Origin of the sequence: Fibrella arboris (assembly GCF_041321095.1) — a bacterium.
Taxonomy (GTDB): domain Bacteria; phylum Bacteroidota; class Bacteroidia; order Cytophagales; family Spirosomataceae; genus Fibrella; species Fibrella arboris.
This window is the reverse complement of record NZ_JBGGWE010000001.1, coordinates 255,364-272,754: the sequence shown is the minus strand read 5'-3', so window position 1 is coordinate 272,754 and position 17,391 is coordinate 255,364. Positions and strand designations below refer to the sequence as shown.

The window sequence follows — 17,391 nt, the reverse complement described above, 5'->3', positions numbered from 1 at the left end:
TATTTTGATTATCAGATAATTGCTATTTATTTACTGGTGTTTTTTACTCAATTTATTCAGCATTTATCACTTTTTTTGTCATCTCGGCTACAGCTTGAAACACACGAAATTATAGTCTAGTATATCCCAGCGTAATTTATTTTTTATGAACACCCCGTCTACTTATTCCACAAGCCTTATCGGTCGCGTTGTGATACTCCTATGTCTACTTTGTACCATACATTCGGTCAGTATCGGTCAGAATTTGGCTACGTGGTCTTTTGGGAATTCTGGAGTCAACGCGAGCCCAGTTGCCACTAATGTGACAGCATCTGTGGCGGCCTATGTTAATCCGGGAGCTAGTACGACAATTGCTAGTAGTCGCTTTAACTGTAATCAGTGGGATGTAACTGCCCCTAATCTGGGGCGATATTTAGAAGTTAAGATAACGCCAGCCAGTACATACAGCCTAACGATTACCCAGTTTGCGATCAATGTAGAGAACAATAATACGGCAACTATATTATCAGGGCCATCTGCTTTTGAAGTACGAAGTAGTACGAATGGGTTTGTTTCATCCTATACTTCCTTGAGCATTGGATCAGTAACAGCCACTCCTACTAACATTACTGTTCCGATAACAGGTATTAGTCTCATCACCGCCACCTTCACTGTTCGCATCTATTTTTGGGGTGCTACCGATCCCGCCCGCTTAATACGGATTGGGAGTGTGGCCCTAAGCGGTACAGTACATGCCCCAACCTTACCCGTTGAACTGGTCAGTTTTCAGGGAAAACCAGTTGCCAATAGGGTGCAACTAAGCTGGGCCACGGCCTGGGAACGGACGGCCGACCGGTTCGTGGTGCAACGCAGTACCGATGCGGCTGAGTTTATCGAAGTAGGTACGTTGCCTGCCGCCGGTACTACCAATGGGCCACGTACCTACGCGTTGCTCGACGAGCAGCCCGCTCATGGAGCCAACTACTACCGTTTAAAACAGGTCGACCAGGATGGATCGGTAAACTACTCGAAAACCATTGCCGTGATCATTCGTACCGACCAGCCATTCATTCAGGTCTACCCCAATCCGTCTGACGGTCGGCAGTTTCAGCTTCAGCTACGTAATCTGATGGCACCAACGGCTACCATTCAGACAGTAGCCGGGCAAACAATTCGGGGTAACTGGCTCAAACTAACCGATACGGAAGCCACCTGGCAACCCGATATACCACTTGCGCCGGGGTTGTACCTGCTCACTGTGCGCGATGGGGCAATGGGCCAGGCGGTGAAGGTGCTGGTTCGGTAGCGATTGTAGGCTGGGTTGCAACAAAAAACCGGTTTTGGGTGTCCTATACAAAGTCAGTGATTTTGTATCTTGACCATCTATGCAAGCTGAATTAACTCTTGCCCGGCCAGCCCGGCACTTCCTGCCCGAGAGCTATGAACTTCAATCATGGGCCGATGTACAGCCTTTTTACGATGAATTGCTGAGTCGCCCCATTCCGCATGCCGATGCCCTGCGGCATTGGTTCAGCGACCGGAGTGAACTGGAATCGTACCTCTCCGAAAACTTCGCCTGGCGCTACATTCGCATGACCTGCGATACGGCCAATGCAGACCTGGTAGAACGGTTAAACTTCTTTATCGAAACCATTCAGCCAATGATGAGTACGTTGGGGAATGATCTTGATAAAAAGGCGTTGGACAGTCCGTGGCTGGCCGAACTGACGACTACTGCCGAGCAAGTGATGGTACGTGGCATGCAGATGGCGAGCACCATCTTCCGGGACGAAAACGTGCCCCTGCAAACGGAGATGCAGACCGAAGAACGGCAATACGGTGCCATTGTCGGGGCCATGACGGTAACCATTGAGACGAACGGTATTCGCGAAGAGGTTACGCTTCAGAAAGCATCTGACTTACTACAGTCGACAGACCGGAAAGTGCGCGAGAATGCGTGGTTTTTAATTCAGGAACGTCGGTTCAGGGATCATGAAAAACTGGATGATCTGTTCGATAAGCTCATTGAGTTACGGCAGCAGATCGCGCAGAATGCCGGTTTTGCCAACTTTCGTGACTATATGTTCGCTGCGTTGGGTCGATTCGATTATACCCCCGACGATTGTTTTACCTTTCACGAATCGGTGGCCGAAGCAGTGGTGCCTTTGTTGAATGAGCAGGCCGCAGAACGGTTGGTCAAACTACAGCGTACCGACGATTCGGTACAAACCCTGAGGCCGTGGGATACCAAAGTGGACCCCGACGGGCATCCGCCGCTGGTACCGTTCGCTACAGCTGCCGATCTGGTCGATAAAACAATTCGCTGCTTCGATAGGCTCGATACAACGGGTGAACTGGGTGGTTACCTGCGCATCATGCGGAAAATGGGCCACCTGGATCTGGAGTCGCGAAAAGGAAAGGCGCCGGGTGGGTACAATTATCCGCTCGAAGAAATCGGCGTTCCGTTTATTTTCATGAACGCCACGTCCAGCCTGCGCGATTTAGTGACGATGGTACACGAGGGCGGTCATGCCGTTCATTCATTCCTGACGCGTGAGCTGCCCCTAAAGGCCTTCCGTAACCCACCGATGGAGGTCGCCGAACTGGCGTCGATGTCGATGGAATTGATGTCGATGGATCATTGGGATGTCTTTTTTGATAAGCCAGATGAGCTGCGTCGCGCTAAACTGGCGCACCTGGAATCAATCGTAGAGACGCTACCCTGGGTAGCCACCATCGATCAGTTTCAGCACTGGCTTTATGGAACGCCATCCGAATCAGGTTCGATCCACTCGACGGCTGAACGCCGAGCGGCCTGGGTACGTACCTATGACCGTTTTGCCGACACAATCACTGACTGGCGTGGATTGGAGCACTACAAAGAATACATCTGGCAAAAACAGCTGCACCTCTACGAAGTGCCCTTCTACTACATTGAATACGGTATTGCGCAACTTGGTGCTATTGGCGTATGGCGCAACTACCGGCAGAATGCACAGGCGGGCCTTCAGGGGTACAAAGAAGCGCTCAAGCTGGGCTACCAGGCGCCCATCCGGGCCATTTATGAGGCGGCTCGTGTGCCGTTCGACTTTTCAAAGGCGCATATCGGTGAATTAATGGCCTTTGTACAGCAAGAGATCAACGATCTAAAAAAGCAATAAGCAATTTCTGCCGACTAACCACTTTGTGATTACCTTTGCGGAACTTTCGATTTACAATCAAGCTGCTATGAAACGCGTCGTGTATATGGGTATGTGTGTGCTGGCTGGTCTCTCACTGGCTTCATGCGATTACCAAAAGAATAACACCATCCGTCAGGAAGATTTCCGTAAGAACGATTTCCGGTCGGGCTACAAAGCCGGCGACGGTGAGGTTTACGGAACCGGTCCTGATTCGGCCGCCGTTCAGTCGACATATAAATACAAGCCAAATCCAGAGCTGGATGCGCGGACACAAAAAATCCGTGAGAAGCTGTTTGGAGCTGGCACGGTTGGGCAGGGCGCTTAATTCTGCCAGGCCATCGGAAAGAAAGAGGCGATGCCATGGGGTATCGCCTCTTTCTTTGTTAGGGAATGGTGGCAGTGAATATGACTTTTTTGCGTTACTTTGCCCCACTACTAAGCCCGTTCAATTAGGATTTTTTGGATAGTGTAGGCTGATAAACAAGGCGTTGAAGGTATGAATGTTGCATTAGTTACAGGTTCGGCAGGACTCATTGGCAGCGAGTCAGTTGCCTTTTTTTCAGATAAGTTTGACCTGGTCGTAGGGATCGACAACAACATGCGCCAGTACTTCTTTGGCGCAGATGGCTCAACAGAGTGGAATCGCAATCGGTTGAAAGATGCGTTTAGTAATTATACGCATCGCCCCGCCGACATTCGCGAGGTGTCGCAACTGGAGCCAATCTTTAAAGAATTTGGCGCCGACATCAAGTTGATCGTTCATGCTGCTGCTCAACCCAGCCATGACTGGGCCGCCCGCGAACCGTTTACCGACTTTACGGTAAACGCCAACGGCACGCTGAATCTGCTCGAGATGACCCGGCAGCACGCGCCGGAGGCGGTATTCATCTTCACATCGACCAACAAGGTATACGGCGACAACCCAAACTACCTGCCGTTGATCGAGACGGAAACCCGCTGGGAAATCGACGAAAACCATCCGTATTTCAAAGATGGCATCGATGAGTTCATGAGTATCGACCATACCAAGCATTCCTTATTTGGCGCGTCGAAAGTAGCGGCCGACATTCTGGTGCAGGAGTATGGCCGGTATTTCGGTATGAAGACGGCCGTGTTCCGGGGGGGGTGTTTAACGGGCCCTAACCATTCGGGTGCGCAGCTGCATGGTTTCCTGAGCTACCTGATGAAGTGCGCCATTACGGGCACGCAGTACACCATCTTTGGTTACAAAGGCAAGCAGGTACGTGACAATATCCATAGCTATGATCTGGTGAATATGTTCTGGCACTTTTACCAGAACCCTCGCGCTGGTGAGGTGTACAACGCTGGCGGCGGCCGTCATGCCAACTGCTCCATGCTCGAAGCGATCAACGTATGCGAAGAGATCTCGGGCAACACCATGAATTATACCTACTCTGATACCAACCGGATTGGTGATCATATCTGGTATATTTCGAATCTGAATAAATTTAAAGAGCATTACCCCGGCTGGAACTGGACCTACGATCTGCATCAGACATTGGTGCAGATCCACGATAGCATGGTAGCTCGGTTAGGGCAAACCGCCTGATCGAGCCAGTGGCCGTCGGGTACCAGCCGACGGCCACCCCCATTTCACTCATGAAACCTTCTACCCAATTAGTAGTCACTGGATGCGCGGGCTTTATCGGTAGTCACCTCACGGATCGGCTATTGGCCAGTGGATACCGGGTTATTGGCGTTGACAATTTTGATTCGTTCTACCCGCGTGCCGTTAAAGAACGGAATATATCGGGTGCGCTAAGCCATCCGAATTTCACGTTCATCGAGGCCGATATCCGGGATTCTGCCTGGCTCAATGCGCTCGATACGGATGTAGATGCCGTTATTCACATTGCGGCCAAAGCAGGCGTGCGCCCATCCATCGAGCAGCCCGACGAGTATATCAGTACGAACATTACCGGTACGAATAACCTGCTGGCCTGGATGCAGCGGCGTGGCATCGGCAAGATGGTTTTTGCCTCGTCGTCGTCTGTGTATGGCAACAATGAGAAGATACCCTTCAGTGAGACCGACAGCGTTGAGCAGCCTATATCGCCCTATGCGTTTACCAAGCGTTCGTGCGAACTGCTGACTCATAACTACCATCACCTGTATGGTATGGGTATCGTTAATCTTCGCTTCTTCACCGTTTACGGAGAACGGCAGCGGCCCGATCTGGCCATTCACAAATTTGTTCGGATGATGGCCGCCGACCAGCCGATTCCCATGTTTGGCAAGGGTGACACCTCCCGCGATTATACCTACGTGGGCGATACCGTGGCGGGTATTATGGCCGCGCTAACGTACCTCGACGCGAACCCCACTACGTACGAGATCATTAACCTGGGCAATCATAGTCCGGTAACGCTGCAAACACTTGTGAGCACGTTGTATCGGCTGATGAACAAGGCCCCCCAGATTCAGTACCTACCCATGCAGCCTGGCGATGTGGACCGCACGTATGCCGATGTATCGCGGGCATCAGAGCTGTTAGGATACAAGCCGAAGGTATCGCTGGAAGAAGGCCTGGGCCGGTTTGTCGATTGGTACAAAACAACGTACCTATGACCAAACCGCTGTTGCTCAAACCGGCCAGTAGCTGGCTTTACTGGACTAGCGTAGCGCTGATAGTAAAGGGGCTATTTCTGAGCTGGTTTCTGACCCGGACATACTACCACGACATCGATGGGTTTTGGGGGCAGAGCAACGGCGATATGATGACGTACATCCAGCCCATCGAGAGCCTGCTGGCTCATCAGGGGTTTAAAACGGATGTACGAATGCCTGCTTATTCGGCTATCTATCTGGCTTTTCGGATGCTATTCAGTCCGCCGGTGGCTTGCAACCTGGTTATTCTGCTACAACTGATTGTGTCGGCCATATCGGTCTATGTGCTTGGTTTGTGCGCTAAGCGCCTGTTCCAGGCCGACCGGGCGTTCTACTGGGCGTTCTTCATCTATTTGTTCAGCACGTTTGTCAGTGTTTTCGATGGCTATTTCCTGACCGAGAGCCTTGCCGCTTCGGTTTCCATCTTCTTTTTATACAGTTTCCTGCGCGTCGATGAGCGACCTGCTCGCTGGATACCGCTGGTAGCCGCCGGTACGTGGCTAACCTGGTCGATCTTTCTGAAGCCTGCCCACGCCCCATTACTGGCCGTTCCGCTGGTGATCTGGGGTTTTCGCTGGTTACAGAAGCAGTTGAAAATCAAGCAACTGATTCGGTATAGTTTCCTTTTTCTATTGCCCTTTGTTCTAGCCGATGGGGCCTGGATGGTGCGCAACTACCGGACCTACAAAGAGGTGATTCCCTTGCTGAAAAGTCCGTGGTACCCCGAAAGTTTCTGGCCTGCCAATTATTTCGACCTGATGGCCTTTTGCCAGACCTATGGCGAAGACTTTTCGTTCTGGTTTCCCAATACCGGCATCCGCTGGATTCAGGGCTGGGGGAACAACAATTTCCTGCCGCCGGTGCGCTGGTATGTGAACGAGGAACTGGGGCCGCCACCCAACTATGTGTACACCGCAAAATTCAATCTCGATTCGGTCACCTCGGTTCGTAATCTGTGTTACCGCCTGGGAAACGGGCCGGTGCTCGATTCGGTGCAGCGAAGTGCTATTTCGGCGCAGATAAAGGAGAAAATGAACCGGTACACCCGGTCGGTGCGCGAAGACAACCCGCTGGTGTATCATGTGTGGGCACCGCTTCGTTATACGTTTACATTTTTACACGGCAGTTGGGGCTACACGTTCCTTGATGATATAGTGCGGTCACACTGGCCCCGGTTTTTGCTTCGGGTGTATCATTATATCTTCGTATTGATTCCAGGATTACTTGGGCTGGTATTACTAACCCGACGCGGGCTGAAACATGACGCTCGCCTGTTGCTGATCCCGCTCTCGGTGGCTTACTGCATCATCGTGTATGTAGTGGTGTTGCGCCATCCCGAAACTCGTTACCTGGCTCCTTTTTATCCGTTTTTGGTCCTAAGTGCCGTTACTACCTTTTTGTCTATTGCTCGTTCCAGACAGTCTCAAAACCGTTCAGTTGCATGGCCTACCTCTCCGTAATAGTGCCGATTTATAACGAATCGAAAAGCATTCCCATCCTGTTTGATACGCTCGAAAATGCTATCGGACAGTATGATTATGAAATCATTGCCGTTAACGACGGGTCGAAAGATGATTCGCTGGATCAGCTGCGCCTTGTTTGTTCGCGGAACAAACGGGTAAAGGCCGTGAACTTCAAGCGTAACTTCGGGCAGACGGCGGCTATCAACGCGGGTATTCAACATGCGTCGGGCGAGGTGATCGTGCTGATCGATAGTGACCTTGAAAATGACCCCAACGATATTGCCAAGCTCGTCAACCGGCTGGATGACGGCTATGACGTAGTGAGCGGTTGGCGGCAGAATCGTTGGAAGGGTGAGTTCCTGACCCGTAAGCTGCCTTCGATGACCGCTAATAAGCTGATCAGCAGCATTTCGGGGGTACCACTTCATGATTACGGCTGTACCCTGAAAGCCTATCGCCGCGAGGTGATCAAGGACGTAACGCTGTATGGCCAAATGCACCGGTTTATTCCGGTCTATTGTGCCTGGCAGGGTGGGAAAGTGACCGAGATGCCGGTCAACTACCAGCCGCGCCAGTTCGGAAAAAGTAATTACGGCATCTTCCGTACCTACAAAGTGCTGCTCGATCTGGTGCTGATCAAGTTCCTGGAGAAGTACATGCAACGGCCCATTCACTTCTTTGGTGGCGCGGGGATTCTGGCTTTTCTGGTCACGTTTGTGGCAGTGATTCTAGCCGCTTACTTCAAACTGACTGGTCAGAAAGACCTGGTCGAGACACCATTGCCAACTATCGCCTCCATGTTTTTTGTGGTCGGTATTCAGTTGGTGCTGATGGGCGTCATTGCCGAGATTCTGATGCGGACGTATTACGAGTCACAGCAAAAAATGCCCTATAGCGTAAAAGAACTGATTAATTTCGACGTACCTGGCGAACTGGTACAGGGTTATTAAAGTGTGTAGTCACTAAGTTGGCATTGCGCTTCGCCGTTAGTAATGGTCATTGGTTGGGTGGCGATAAGCGACAATTAATGACCACATAGCGTCATGACAACTTAATGGCCAGGTAAAACTAGGCGTTACTGATTATGTGTGGATTAGCAGGGTTTACAGGACGGGGGAGCGACGATGATCTGTTGCGGATGATCCGGCAACTGAAGCATCGGGGGCCCGATTTCCAGGGCGGCGACGTAAAACCCGGCCGAAACGCTCTGGTTGGGCTAGGCCATGCCCGTCTGAGTATCATCGACCTGAGTTCGGGCGCCAACCAGCCGTTTTACACCGAAGATCAGCAAATTGGCATGGTCTTCAACGGCGAAATATACAATTACGTCGCGCTGAAAGAAGAACTACAGGCGCTGGGTAAATACCACTTCCGCACCACGTCGGATACCGAAGTGCTCCTGTATCTCTACCAGGAGCATGGCGTCAAGCTGTTCGATAAGATCAACGGGATGTTTGCGTTTGCCATCTATGATTTTAGAACGGGTCAAACGCTGCTGGCCCGTGACCGGATGGGGAAAAAACCACTGCATTACAGTGTCATTGGCGATACACTCATCTACGGCTCAGAACCCAAGGCACTGCTACAGCACCCGCTCGTGAGCAAAGCCATCAGTCCCGATGCGCTGAACGCTTACCTGACGTTTGAATACGTACCTACACCCTACAGCATTTACCGGGATATTCAGAAGCTGGAGCCTGGCCATTATCTGCTGTTTGAGGAAGGGAAAATTACGGTTAACCGCCCCTTCTGGACGATCCAGTTCAATCATCAGCCTATCTCGTTCAACGCGGCGCTGAGCCAGTTCGATGCGTTACTGAACGATGCAACCGCTTCCCGGCTGGTCGCCGATGTGCCGCTAGGCGTGTTCCTGAGCGGTGGGCTCGACAGTTCGGCGGTGGCTTACTATGCCCAGAAGAACAGCGAAAGCAAGATCAAAACGTTCTCGATCGGGTTCCAGGAAAAATCGTACGATGAGGCCGATTATGCCCGTACGGTAGCCAGACACCTGGGTACCGACCACTACGAAAAAGTACTGACCGCTCAGGACTCGCTCAACTTACTGCCCGATATTACGGCCAAGCTGGATGAGCCTTTTGCCGATGCCTCCATCATTCCAACGTACCTGCTCTCGCAATTCACCCGCGAACGGGTAACGGTGGCGCTGGGCGGCGACGGGAGCGATGAACTGCTGGCGGGCTACCCAACCTTCGCCTCCGATTATGTTCGGGGCGTATATGGCCGGATGCCGCGCCTGGTGCACTCGCTGGCCAACCGGGCAGCTGAGTTGTTGCCGGTAAGTGACAACAACATCAGCCTGGATTTTAAAGCCAAGCAGTTTTTGAAAGGGTTTCAGGAGAAACCGGCTTACACGCACACGCTCTGGCTGGGCAGTTTTTCGCCTGCCCAGAAACGGCTTCTGCTTAGTGCTGATGTGCAGGCTCAGCTGACCGATCAAACCGGACTGGGGCTGATCGATGCACATTTGGCCGAGTTGCCTGCCAACACCGATGCGTTCGACCAGACATCGTATATCTATTACATGACGTACCTGCTCGACGATATTCTGGTGAAAGTAGATCGGGCCAGCATGTATAATTCGCTCGAAGTACGCGCCCCGTTCCTCGATTACCGCATCGTTGATTTCGCGAATAGCCTGCCCGAATCATTCAAGCGAAAAGGGTTGACAGGCAAATACATCCTGAAGACCTTGATGCGCAACAAAATTCCCGACGACATCATTGATCGGCCTAAGAAGGGGTTTGGTATTCCGCTCTCGCAGTGGTTACGCAATGAACTTCGGCCTCTGTGCGACGATCTGCTGTCTGACGAATCGCTGAAGCAGCACGGCTTATTCAACGCCGGGTACGTTCGGCAGATTCAACAGGAACATTATTCCGGTAAACAAAACCACCGTAAACTGCTGTGGACGCTGATGGTCTTTCAGCAGTGGTACAGACATTATCATTGAGTATGAATTGGCAGAAAAAAGGCCTTGTTTTCAAACCCTCCGGGGCGTTTCCATTTAGCCAGACGCACGCCCAGGTTCCCTTCGGGTTTCCGATGGAAGATCGGCTTCGGGTTTACTTCTCCACCCGCGACGCTGCGGTTCAATCGGCCACGTCGTTTGTTGAACTCGACCCCGATGACCTGTCGACGGTACTATACGTTCATGATAAGCCTTGTCTGACCAAAGGGGATGTAGGTACGTTCGACGAAAGTGGAGCCATGCCCTCCTGGTTTTTGCAGGTGGGCGACGAGATCTGGCTGTACTATACGGGCTGGAACAAAAGCGAAACGGCTTCATACCGGCTGGGTATCGGCCTGGCCATTAGTCGGGATGGCGGCCTGACGTTCGAGCGGAAATTTACGGGCCCCCTGCTGGATCGGTACATCTTTGATCAGGTCTGGGTAGCGCAGCCCTGCGTGATCCGTGAGCGCGACGACCTCTGGCGGATGTGGTACCTGTCGTGCACAAAAATCGAAGTAATCGACGGGCATCCTGAGCCGTTCTACGACGTGAAATACGCCGAATCGACGGACGGGATGCATTGGAATCGCACAGGGCAGGTCTGCGTTGGGTACGACGAATTTACCGATGCCATTGGCCGTCCAACGGTATTCCGCGACGGTGACCTGTACCGGATGTATTTCTCGTACCGCAGCGCGACCAACTACCGGACCGACGTGCAGCGGAGCTACCGGATTGGCTGCGCCGAATCGACGGATGGCATCAACTGGACACGCACCGACGAGCAGGCAGGCATAGAACGATCGGCTGACGGGTGGGATTCACTGATGATGGACTACTGCCATATCTTCGCGCATCAGGGCAACTGGGTCATGCTGTATAATGGCAATGGCTTTGGCGCCTCCGGCTTTGGTTATGCGCTGAATCAGCCTGAACATTGAGTATAATCAGGACGTTCATCAGCGTAGATACGCTAAGTTTGTGCGTCTCCACTGGCTAAGAAACCCGTTGAACGCTGGTTTTTAGTGAAGCTGGCAGCTAAACTTGTCTCACAACATCACAACTCACTATGCAGGAGGTAGCTAAGTACATCATCAAAGTTAACGCCGACATAAAAGACGGGAAAATCGTCCCCGAAATTCCTTACGAAGAGGTAATGCGGCTGGTGAATGAGCCCAATATCGTTATCATCAAAACGGGATTCTCGCCCGAGACGCTGCGTAGCGTCATTGATGGTACCCGTGCCTGGGCGGCCAAAACACCTATGGCGCAGGCCCCTGATAGCTTTGATAACAACCAGCATAAACAACGGCTGCACATTGCCAAAATCCAGCAGGCGCCGCAGCTGTTCCATGACCATACGTTCGATGCCATCCTGGAGCTGGACGATGAATTCCGTCAGACGCTCCTGAACGTATTCGACCCCGTTCGCGAATTCTGGAATAGCCTGACTGGGAACAACGAGCAATATGGTATTCGGAAAGGCCAGCCCTATTTTCACCCGCAGGTAACGCACTATCCGCTGGGGGGCAGCTTCTTCGGGCGCCACTGGCATCCGCTGAACCCACAGAAAGTAGGCATGATTCTGGCGCTGAACCAGTACGGCAATGATTATCATTCGGGCGGTACCGGGTACGTCATCAATAACCACGTCGTAGAAACGGAAGGGTATCAGGATATGGGTGATATGATCCTGTTCCGCTATGACCTGCCCCACTGGGTGAGCCCGTCGAGTTTTGCCGATCGCTTCAGCTGGGATAACCCCGCTGGCCGTTGGGTGAGTATTTTGCCATTTTATGATCCCTGGGCCACGCCTGCCGACAATGAAGAGCCTCAGGGTTGGAGTACACAAATTGCGCAGGCGAAAGAAGTAGCCGTTTAATGAAAGTAAAAGTTTCTGTACTGATTATCACGTACAATCAGCATCGGTTTATCCGTCAGGCGATAGACAGCGCGCTTGCTCAGCAGACATCGTTTCCCATCGAGATATTGGTGGGCGACGATTTCTCCACTGACGGCACGCGGGAAATCATTCAGGAATACGAACGGCTGCATCCGGGCCTTGTCAAGGGCGTGTTGCACCCACGCAACATGGGTAAAAATGGCGGCATCAACTTTCTGGAGACCCTGAAACTGGCCGAAGGGGCGTATTATGCGCTGATGGACGGTGATGATTACTGGACAGACGTACACAAGCTACAAAAGCAGGCTGATTTCCTGGATGCGCGCCCCGATTACTCGATGGTCTTTCACAATGCTGTGATCACCTACGAAGACGGTACGCCGGAGCATGTCCTGAATGAACCCGATACGAAGCCTTTTTTCACCATCGATGATTTGATTGGCGAAGAGGAAATCTGGTTCATGGCTACCTCGAGTACTGTGTACCGCAACAGCATCCGCGAGTATCCGGCCTGGTTTATGGAATCGGTAAGCGGTGATATTCCACGGCTTATTTTGAAAGCCAAGCAGGGGAAAATCGGCTACCTGCCCGATGTAATGTCGGTGTACCGAAAGAACCGGGGAGGCACCAGCTTCACGGATAAGTATGACGATGCCAATTTCCTGCGGAACCGCATCGCTATGTATGAGGCAATTGGCCGCGAACTGGATGGTAAATACGATGACAAGCTGAAGCGAAACATCGCCCGTTATTACCGCTGGATGCTCGACAGCCATCAATACCGGGATCGGTATTATCCCCGGAATCTACTAGCGGCCAAATACCTTCGGCTGGCCCAGCCCGCCGACGACGAACGCAAACAGATAATCCAGAAATACATTGTGCCTGCGCCTGTCATGCGCCTGTACAGTGCGTTGGCCATCTGGCTAGGGCAATTTCTGCGAACAAACTGAGCGCAGCAACGTACCTACAAAGAAGCCCCCGACCAGTCAAGGTCGGGGGCTTCTTTGTAGGTACGTTGCTGTTGGCTCTTTATTTGCCTTGGCCGCTTGACAGCAGATTGAAGAACTGGTCGAGCTTGGGCGTCAGAATGATTTCTGTACGGCGGTTCGATTTCCGGCCTTCAGGCGTTGCATTATCATCTTTGGGAGAGTACTCACCACGGCCACCGGCTGTGAGGCGGGTTGGGGCTACACCGAATTTGGTTTGCAGTACCCGTGAAACGGCAGTGGCACGCAGTACGCTCAGATCCCAGTTATCGCGCAGAACACCCGATACAAATGGTACGGCGTCGGTGTGGCCTTCAACCAGAATGTCGAGCTCGTTATGGTCGTTTACCACTTTAGCTACTTTCTCCAGAACGGCTTCGGCCTGCGGATTAACGTCGAACTTACCCGAGTTGAACAGCAGCTTATCTGAAATAGACACATACACAACACCTTTCTTCACTTCTACCTGCACGTCCTGATCGTTAATATCGGCCAGTGAACGCTTCAGGTTCATCACCAGCGCCAGGTTCAGCGAGTCTTTGCTGCGAATCTGGTTATTGATGTTGTTCACGTATTTTGTTTGCTCGTTCAGCGTTTCGAGCGATTTCTTAATACTTTCGGCACCTTGTTTGCTCACTACCGACAGGTCAGACATGCGGTCGAGCAGATTGGTGTTTGTTTTCTTCAAGTAATCAACCTGGCTTTGTAAGTCAGATAGTTGGGTGACTTTGCTTGCCAACTCAGCATCTTTGCTCTTGATTGTCGACTGCAATTCGGTAGTCCGTTTATCGCAGTTGTTCAGGTCAGCCAACGTTTTTTCGTGAGCTGACTGTAGGTTAGCCAGTTCCGCTTTTTGCTTTTTGCTGGCAGCGCACGAAGACAACAGGGTCAGGCCGGCGCAGATAATCAATACATTTTTCATGAAGAATTGAAAAAATTAAACAGTTATCGGGCAAACGCCGATGATCTCAAGAGTAGTACCCCGCACTTCTGTTACTCAAAACGTTGGTTCGACTAAAGGCTCCTTATATTAAGCCGCAAAAATACAATTTTTTGTAAGAATGTGCAGCGTTATTCCTGTAGAACCAGATAACTTGTTGGTTCACTGATGCGTCGGACACGTGTTATTGTTGTATCTTCCTGTTCTGTATGATCGAACTATTCAGACGCAAAAAAAAGGAAACGGCTCCTGTTGCCTCACCAGTATACCCATTGCCCGCCCACATGGCTGATTGGTTGTCTGTCGAAGCATATAACCAGATTCTTCTACTTACAGTTGACCAACTTAGCTTAAAGGGAACAATTAACCTGATAACGGACGAAGGCGTCATTCATGTTCAATTTACCGGCCAAAAAAGTCCAACCCATTTCTATATGGATAATCTGTTGCGGAAATGTATGGCAACAGAACCAGCTGAATGGGAGGCTATGGTGGCAGGTCACGTAAAGATTCTGCCCATCAACAGTGCCGCCATAACGTACATCTACAAGGATTTTGAGTTTGCCGCCCCTCTACTGAAAGTGCAGGTAAAACCGGTTGGCTTCGCGCAGGATATCATACACGACTGCGTTTATCGACAGGATTTTCCGAAGACGAATACCTTTCTGGTTATCGATTTCGACGATGCCCTTCATTATGTCCGCCGTAGTGAGATGAGGGAATGGGACGTTTCGGATACGTACCTGTTCAATGTAGCGCTCGATAATGTCGCTCGCGAAAAGCCAGACGTGTCGAGCCACGCCCTCGCCGACGAATTGCCCCTGTACACGCTGTTTCACAATGATTTCGCTGTGGCCTGCGCCATTGAACTGGCTCGTAATGCCGATGAAGCCATTGGCCCGTATGGAGCTATTGTAAATATTCCGGCCAAGGGGGCAGTGTTTGTGCACCCACTCGAGGCCGATACGGTGGTCGACTACATCGCTGCCTCACACGAACTGGTACATGGCTTTTATGCCGATGAAGTATACACAGTCAACAAAGAATATTACTGGTATTACAAGGGCGGCTATAGCCTATTTCCGATGCGCATAGAAGGCAATCAGGCTTATCTGTCTTATCCCGACCGGTTGCGGAAACTTCTGGAGGAGTAATCGCTTAAAATAAACTCCCCTGCACCACCTGCGGTTGAAGCGTGGGCTCGCGAAGAGTTAGTCCACAATGCTCATTGAGCTGACGTACCCAGTAGCGAATCAATTCCGGAGCTGTATCATTGTCGCCCCCGCCATGCACAAACAGATAGGCCGTTTGTAACCCTTTATCGAACCATTTTTTAAGGCGTTGTACCCAGTCGTCGGTGCGGGTATAGTCGGTTGGATGGCCCTCGTTGGCGATGAAACGTAATGTTAACACCGGGCTGCTTAGGCCCATGTGCAACACATCGCGTCGACCCGCCACGTCGGTGATGACCGTGTGCCGGTGCAGGCCGTGTAGCCGTTCGAGGGTTTGCCCCCAAATAGCGGCTGATTTGAACCAGTCGGGGTGGCGAAACTCCACAGCTACATCGAGGTCGTCGGGCAGGTCGCTGAGATAGCGTTCCAGAACAGGCCATTTGTCTGGGCCGAACATAGGCGGCAGTTGCAGGAACGACATGCCCAGAAACTCTTCCAGCCCGAAAATGGCGTTAACGAACTCGTCCGTCAGGTTTTCGGCACCTTGCAACAATCGTTCGTGGCTGATCGCCTGCGGAAATTTGGGGCAATACAGAAATGGTAAGCCTAAGTGCTTCCGTTCGGCAACTACACCTGCCGCTTCCGTCTTCCACTTGTCGATCATGCCAGGTGTTGGGATCTGGTAGTGCGTCAGGTTCAGTTCAATGGTATTAAACTGCCGAACGTAATGGTGCAGGAAGTCTTTCTCTTTGGCGGTCGATGGATATACCTTGCCCACATAGTCTTTATTGGCCCAAACAGGTCCGCCGATAAATACATTGGGTTGGTTGTAGGGCGTCACGTCAGTCCAGATCCGGGCATTGAATGTATGGCCGGGCGGCAGGGATAAGGTAACGGTGTCGAGGTTGGTTATTCGTCCAAAGTCCATGATGAAGGCGCAGCTAAGCCGCTTTGCTGCTATAATACGAAAAGCAAGCCCTTTGTTTTAGGCTGCGCTGTCATTAAGTGGTCGTCAGGTTACGCCGCCATCTATTGGTTGCTATAATACGAACAGCAAGTGGCCACCTAATGCTAGCGCAGCGTCAGTGTTTCGCGCGTTCGTAATGCTCGCGGAGGAGGTCGTCGCCGAAATCGTTGGTCAGGTCGCGAACAACGGTGTGTACGTGGTTGGCGTTGTTCTGCGTGTTGTCGTATTCAATTAACAGCATTGGTCCGTGAATGCGGTAGTAGTAGCCAATGCTGTTTCCTTCGGTCATATCGCCCGCCCAGGCAAAACGAAGCTGGTCCAGGCCCGCTTTTTCGATACGGTCCATCTGCTGTTTGGCCAGCGTAATTCGATAACGGTCCACATACAGTTTAAGCAGGTCTAGAAACTGGCGGCGCTGGCTCGCGGTCATATCCGCATACGGCAGGCCATCCATTCGCTCCAGCGATACGCGGCGACTATTGCCCGTCATGATGTTTCCGAAGGCTTTTTTGGCCAGGGTTGCCTGGGTCAATTGTTTCTCGTTCAGGCTGTGCAGGAGTTGGAAAGCCATCTCGGTTTCCTGCCGTAATACCTGTTTACCCTTCTGGGGAACGTCTATCCGCACTTCGCCGGGGTTACTGCCCATAAACATAGGCGTCAGTGACAGTACCTTGCCCGTTAGCGACGAGAACTGCGCAGACAAATGATGCCCTTCAAACCGCCATCCCCACGGATCGTTGCTGCCTACTTCACCAAAAATGGTCACGTAATAGCCTTCCGGGTCGCGATAGGTATCATTCTCCGGCCGTTTTTCGACCACCCGCAGCACGTTTTCAAGATCCGAAATCTGAGTGGCTTTGCTGTAGCCTTCGTCGCTGAGACCGGTCTTCAACAGGGCCCAGGCCAGCTTCTGCTGATCGGCGTTCATCTGTTTCAGCATCAGTCCTTTGCGGGCGTGGGGGACAAAGTCCCAGTTTACCCGTTCGTTATCGGCAAAGGGGTACGTTGCCTGCTTCAACTGGTCGGGCGATAGTGCCTTCAGGAAAGCCTGTGCGGCATCGGCCATCTCATCTTTCACCCGTTTCGGGGCCAACACCTGCGCTGTGGCGGGCAGGATGAATACACACAGAAGGACAACGAGGAAATGTCTCATAAAAGAACACGGTTAACTAGCCCTAGAAGGGCCGGTCAACCGTG

The 17,391-nt window shown here is 51.8% G+C and carries 15 protein-coding genes; 12 read left to right on the top strand and 3 right to left on the bottom strand.

Annotated features, from left to right (window positions below):
• Positions 1-568 precede the first annotated feature (568 nt).
• The 11 genes from ACAW75_RS01040 to ACAW75_RS00990 all read left to right on the top strand — a co-directional run bounded on the left by ACAW75_RS01040 (position 569) and on the right by ACAW75_RS00990 (position 13,079).
• Positions 569-1,285: a T9SS type A sorting domain-containing protein gene (locus ACAW75_RS01040; RefSeq protein ID WP_370726803.1), complete on the top strand. Its 717-nt coding sequence runs from the start codon at positions 569-571 to the stop codon at positions 1,283-1,285.
• A 79-nt stretch (positions 1,286-1,364) separates the two neighbouring features.
• Complete coding sequence (locus ACAW75_RS01035) at positions 1,365-3,140, top strand: M3 family oligoendopeptidase (RefSeq protein ID WP_370726802.1); 1,776 nt, start codon at positions 1,365-1,367, stop codon at positions 3,138-3,140.
• Positions 3,141-3,207: 67 nt separating this feature from the next.
• Positions 3,208-3,486 carry a hypothetical protein gene (locus ACAW75_RS01030; RefSeq protein ID WP_370726801.1) on the top strand — a complete coding sequence of 93 codons (279 nt, stop codon included), beginning with the start codon at positions 3,208-3,210 and terminating at the stop codon, positions 3,484-3,486.
• 171 nt (positions 3,487-3,657) lie between these two features.
• On the top strand, positions 3,658-4,731 hold the full coding sequence (locus ACAW75_RS01025) for an NAD-dependent epimerase/dehydratase family protein (protein ID WP_370726800.1): 1,074 nt from the start codon (positions 3,658-3,660) through the stop codon (positions 4,729-4,731).
• 50 nt (positions 4,732-4,781) lie between these two features.
• Entirely contained in the window at positions 4,782-5,750 is a 969-nt protein-coding gene (locus tag ACAW75_RS01020) for a GDP-mannose 4,6-dehydratase (protein ID WP_370726799.1), read from the top strand.
• Positions 5,747-7,249, top strand: coding sequence for a hypothetical protein (locus ACAW75_RS01015; protein ID WP_370726798.1), 1,503 nt, complete (start codon positions 5,747-5,749; stop codon positions 7,247-7,249). Before ACAW75_RS01020 ends, ACAW75_RS01015 begins: the two co-directional genes overlap by 4 nt.
• The gene (locus tag ACAW75_RS01010) at positions 7,231-8,202 is read left to right on the top strand and encodes a glycosyltransferase family 2 protein (RefSeq protein ID WP_370726797.1); all 972 of its coding nucleotides are present in this window, start codon (positions 7,231-7,233) and stop codon (positions 8,200-8,202) included. The genes ACAW75_RS01015 and ACAW75_RS01010 overlap by 19 nt, the downstream gene beginning before the upstream one ends.
• A 134-nt stretch (positions 8,203-8,336) precedes the next feature.
• On the top strand, positions 8,337-10,223 hold the full coding sequence (gene asnB, locus ACAW75_RS01005) for an asparagine synthase (glutamine-hydrolyzing) (protein ID WP_370726796.1): 1,887 nt from the start codon (positions 8,337-8,339) through the stop codon (positions 10,221-10,223).
• Positions 10,224-10,225: 2 nt separating this feature from the next.
• Positions 10,226-11,164 (top strand): glycoside hydrolase family protein, encoded by a 939-nt coding sequence (locus tag ACAW75_RS01000; RefSeq protein ID WP_370726795.1) that lies wholly within the window; start codon positions 10,226-10,228, stop codon positions 11,162-11,164.
• A gap of 128 nt (positions 11,165-11,292) precedes the next feature.
• Positions 11,293-12,105 (top strand): hypothetical protein, encoded by an 813-nt coding sequence (locus ACAW75_RS00995; RefSeq protein WP_370726794.1) that lies wholly within the window; start codon positions 11,293-11,295, stop codon positions 12,103-12,105.
• Entirely contained in the window at positions 12,105-13,079 is a 975-nt protein-coding gene (locus ACAW75_RS00990; RefSeq protein ID WP_370726793.1) for a glycosyltransferase family 2 protein, read from the top strand. The genes ACAW75_RS00995 and ACAW75_RS00990 overlap by 1 nt, the downstream gene beginning before the upstream one ends.
• Positions 13,080-13,158: 79 nt before the next feature.
• Here ACAW75_RS00990 and ACAW75_RS00985 read toward each other — a convergent pair whose 3' ends face one another.
• Positions 13,159-14,037 carry an OmpA/MotB family protein gene (locus tag ACAW75_RS00985; RefSeq protein ID WP_370726792.1) on the bottom strand — a complete coding sequence of 293 codons (879 nt, stop codon included), beginning with the start codon at positions 14,035-14,037 and terminating at the stop codon, positions 13,159-13,161.
• Between the two features lie 476 nt (positions 14,038-14,513).
• Here ACAW75_RS00985 and ACAW75_RS00980 point away from each other — a divergent pair, with 476 nt between their 5' ends.
• Complete coding sequence (locus tag ACAW75_RS00980) at positions 14,514-15,209, top strand: DUF1444 domain-containing protein (protein WP_370726791.1); 696 nt, start codon at positions 14,514-14,516, stop codon at positions 15,207-15,209.
• A gap of 4 nt (positions 15,210-15,213) precedes the next feature.
• On the opposite strand, the gene ACAW75_RS00975 is transcribed toward ACAW75_RS00980, so the two are convergent.
• Both ACAW75_RS00975 and ACAW75_RS00970 read right to left on the bottom strand, forming a co-directional pair.
• Entirely contained in the window at positions 15,214-16,155 is a 942-nt protein-coding gene (locus ACAW75_RS00975) for a DUF72 domain-containing protein (protein ID WP_370726790.1), read from the bottom strand.
• 154 nt (positions 16,156-16,309) lie between these two features.
• Positions 16,310-17,347: a DUF3500 domain-containing protein gene (locus ACAW75_RS00970; RefSeq protein WP_370726789.1), complete on the bottom strand. Its 1,038-nt coding sequence runs from the start codon at positions 17,345-17,347 to the stop codon at positions 16,310-16,312.
• Between the last annotated feature and the right edge of the window lie 44 nt (positions 17,348-17,391).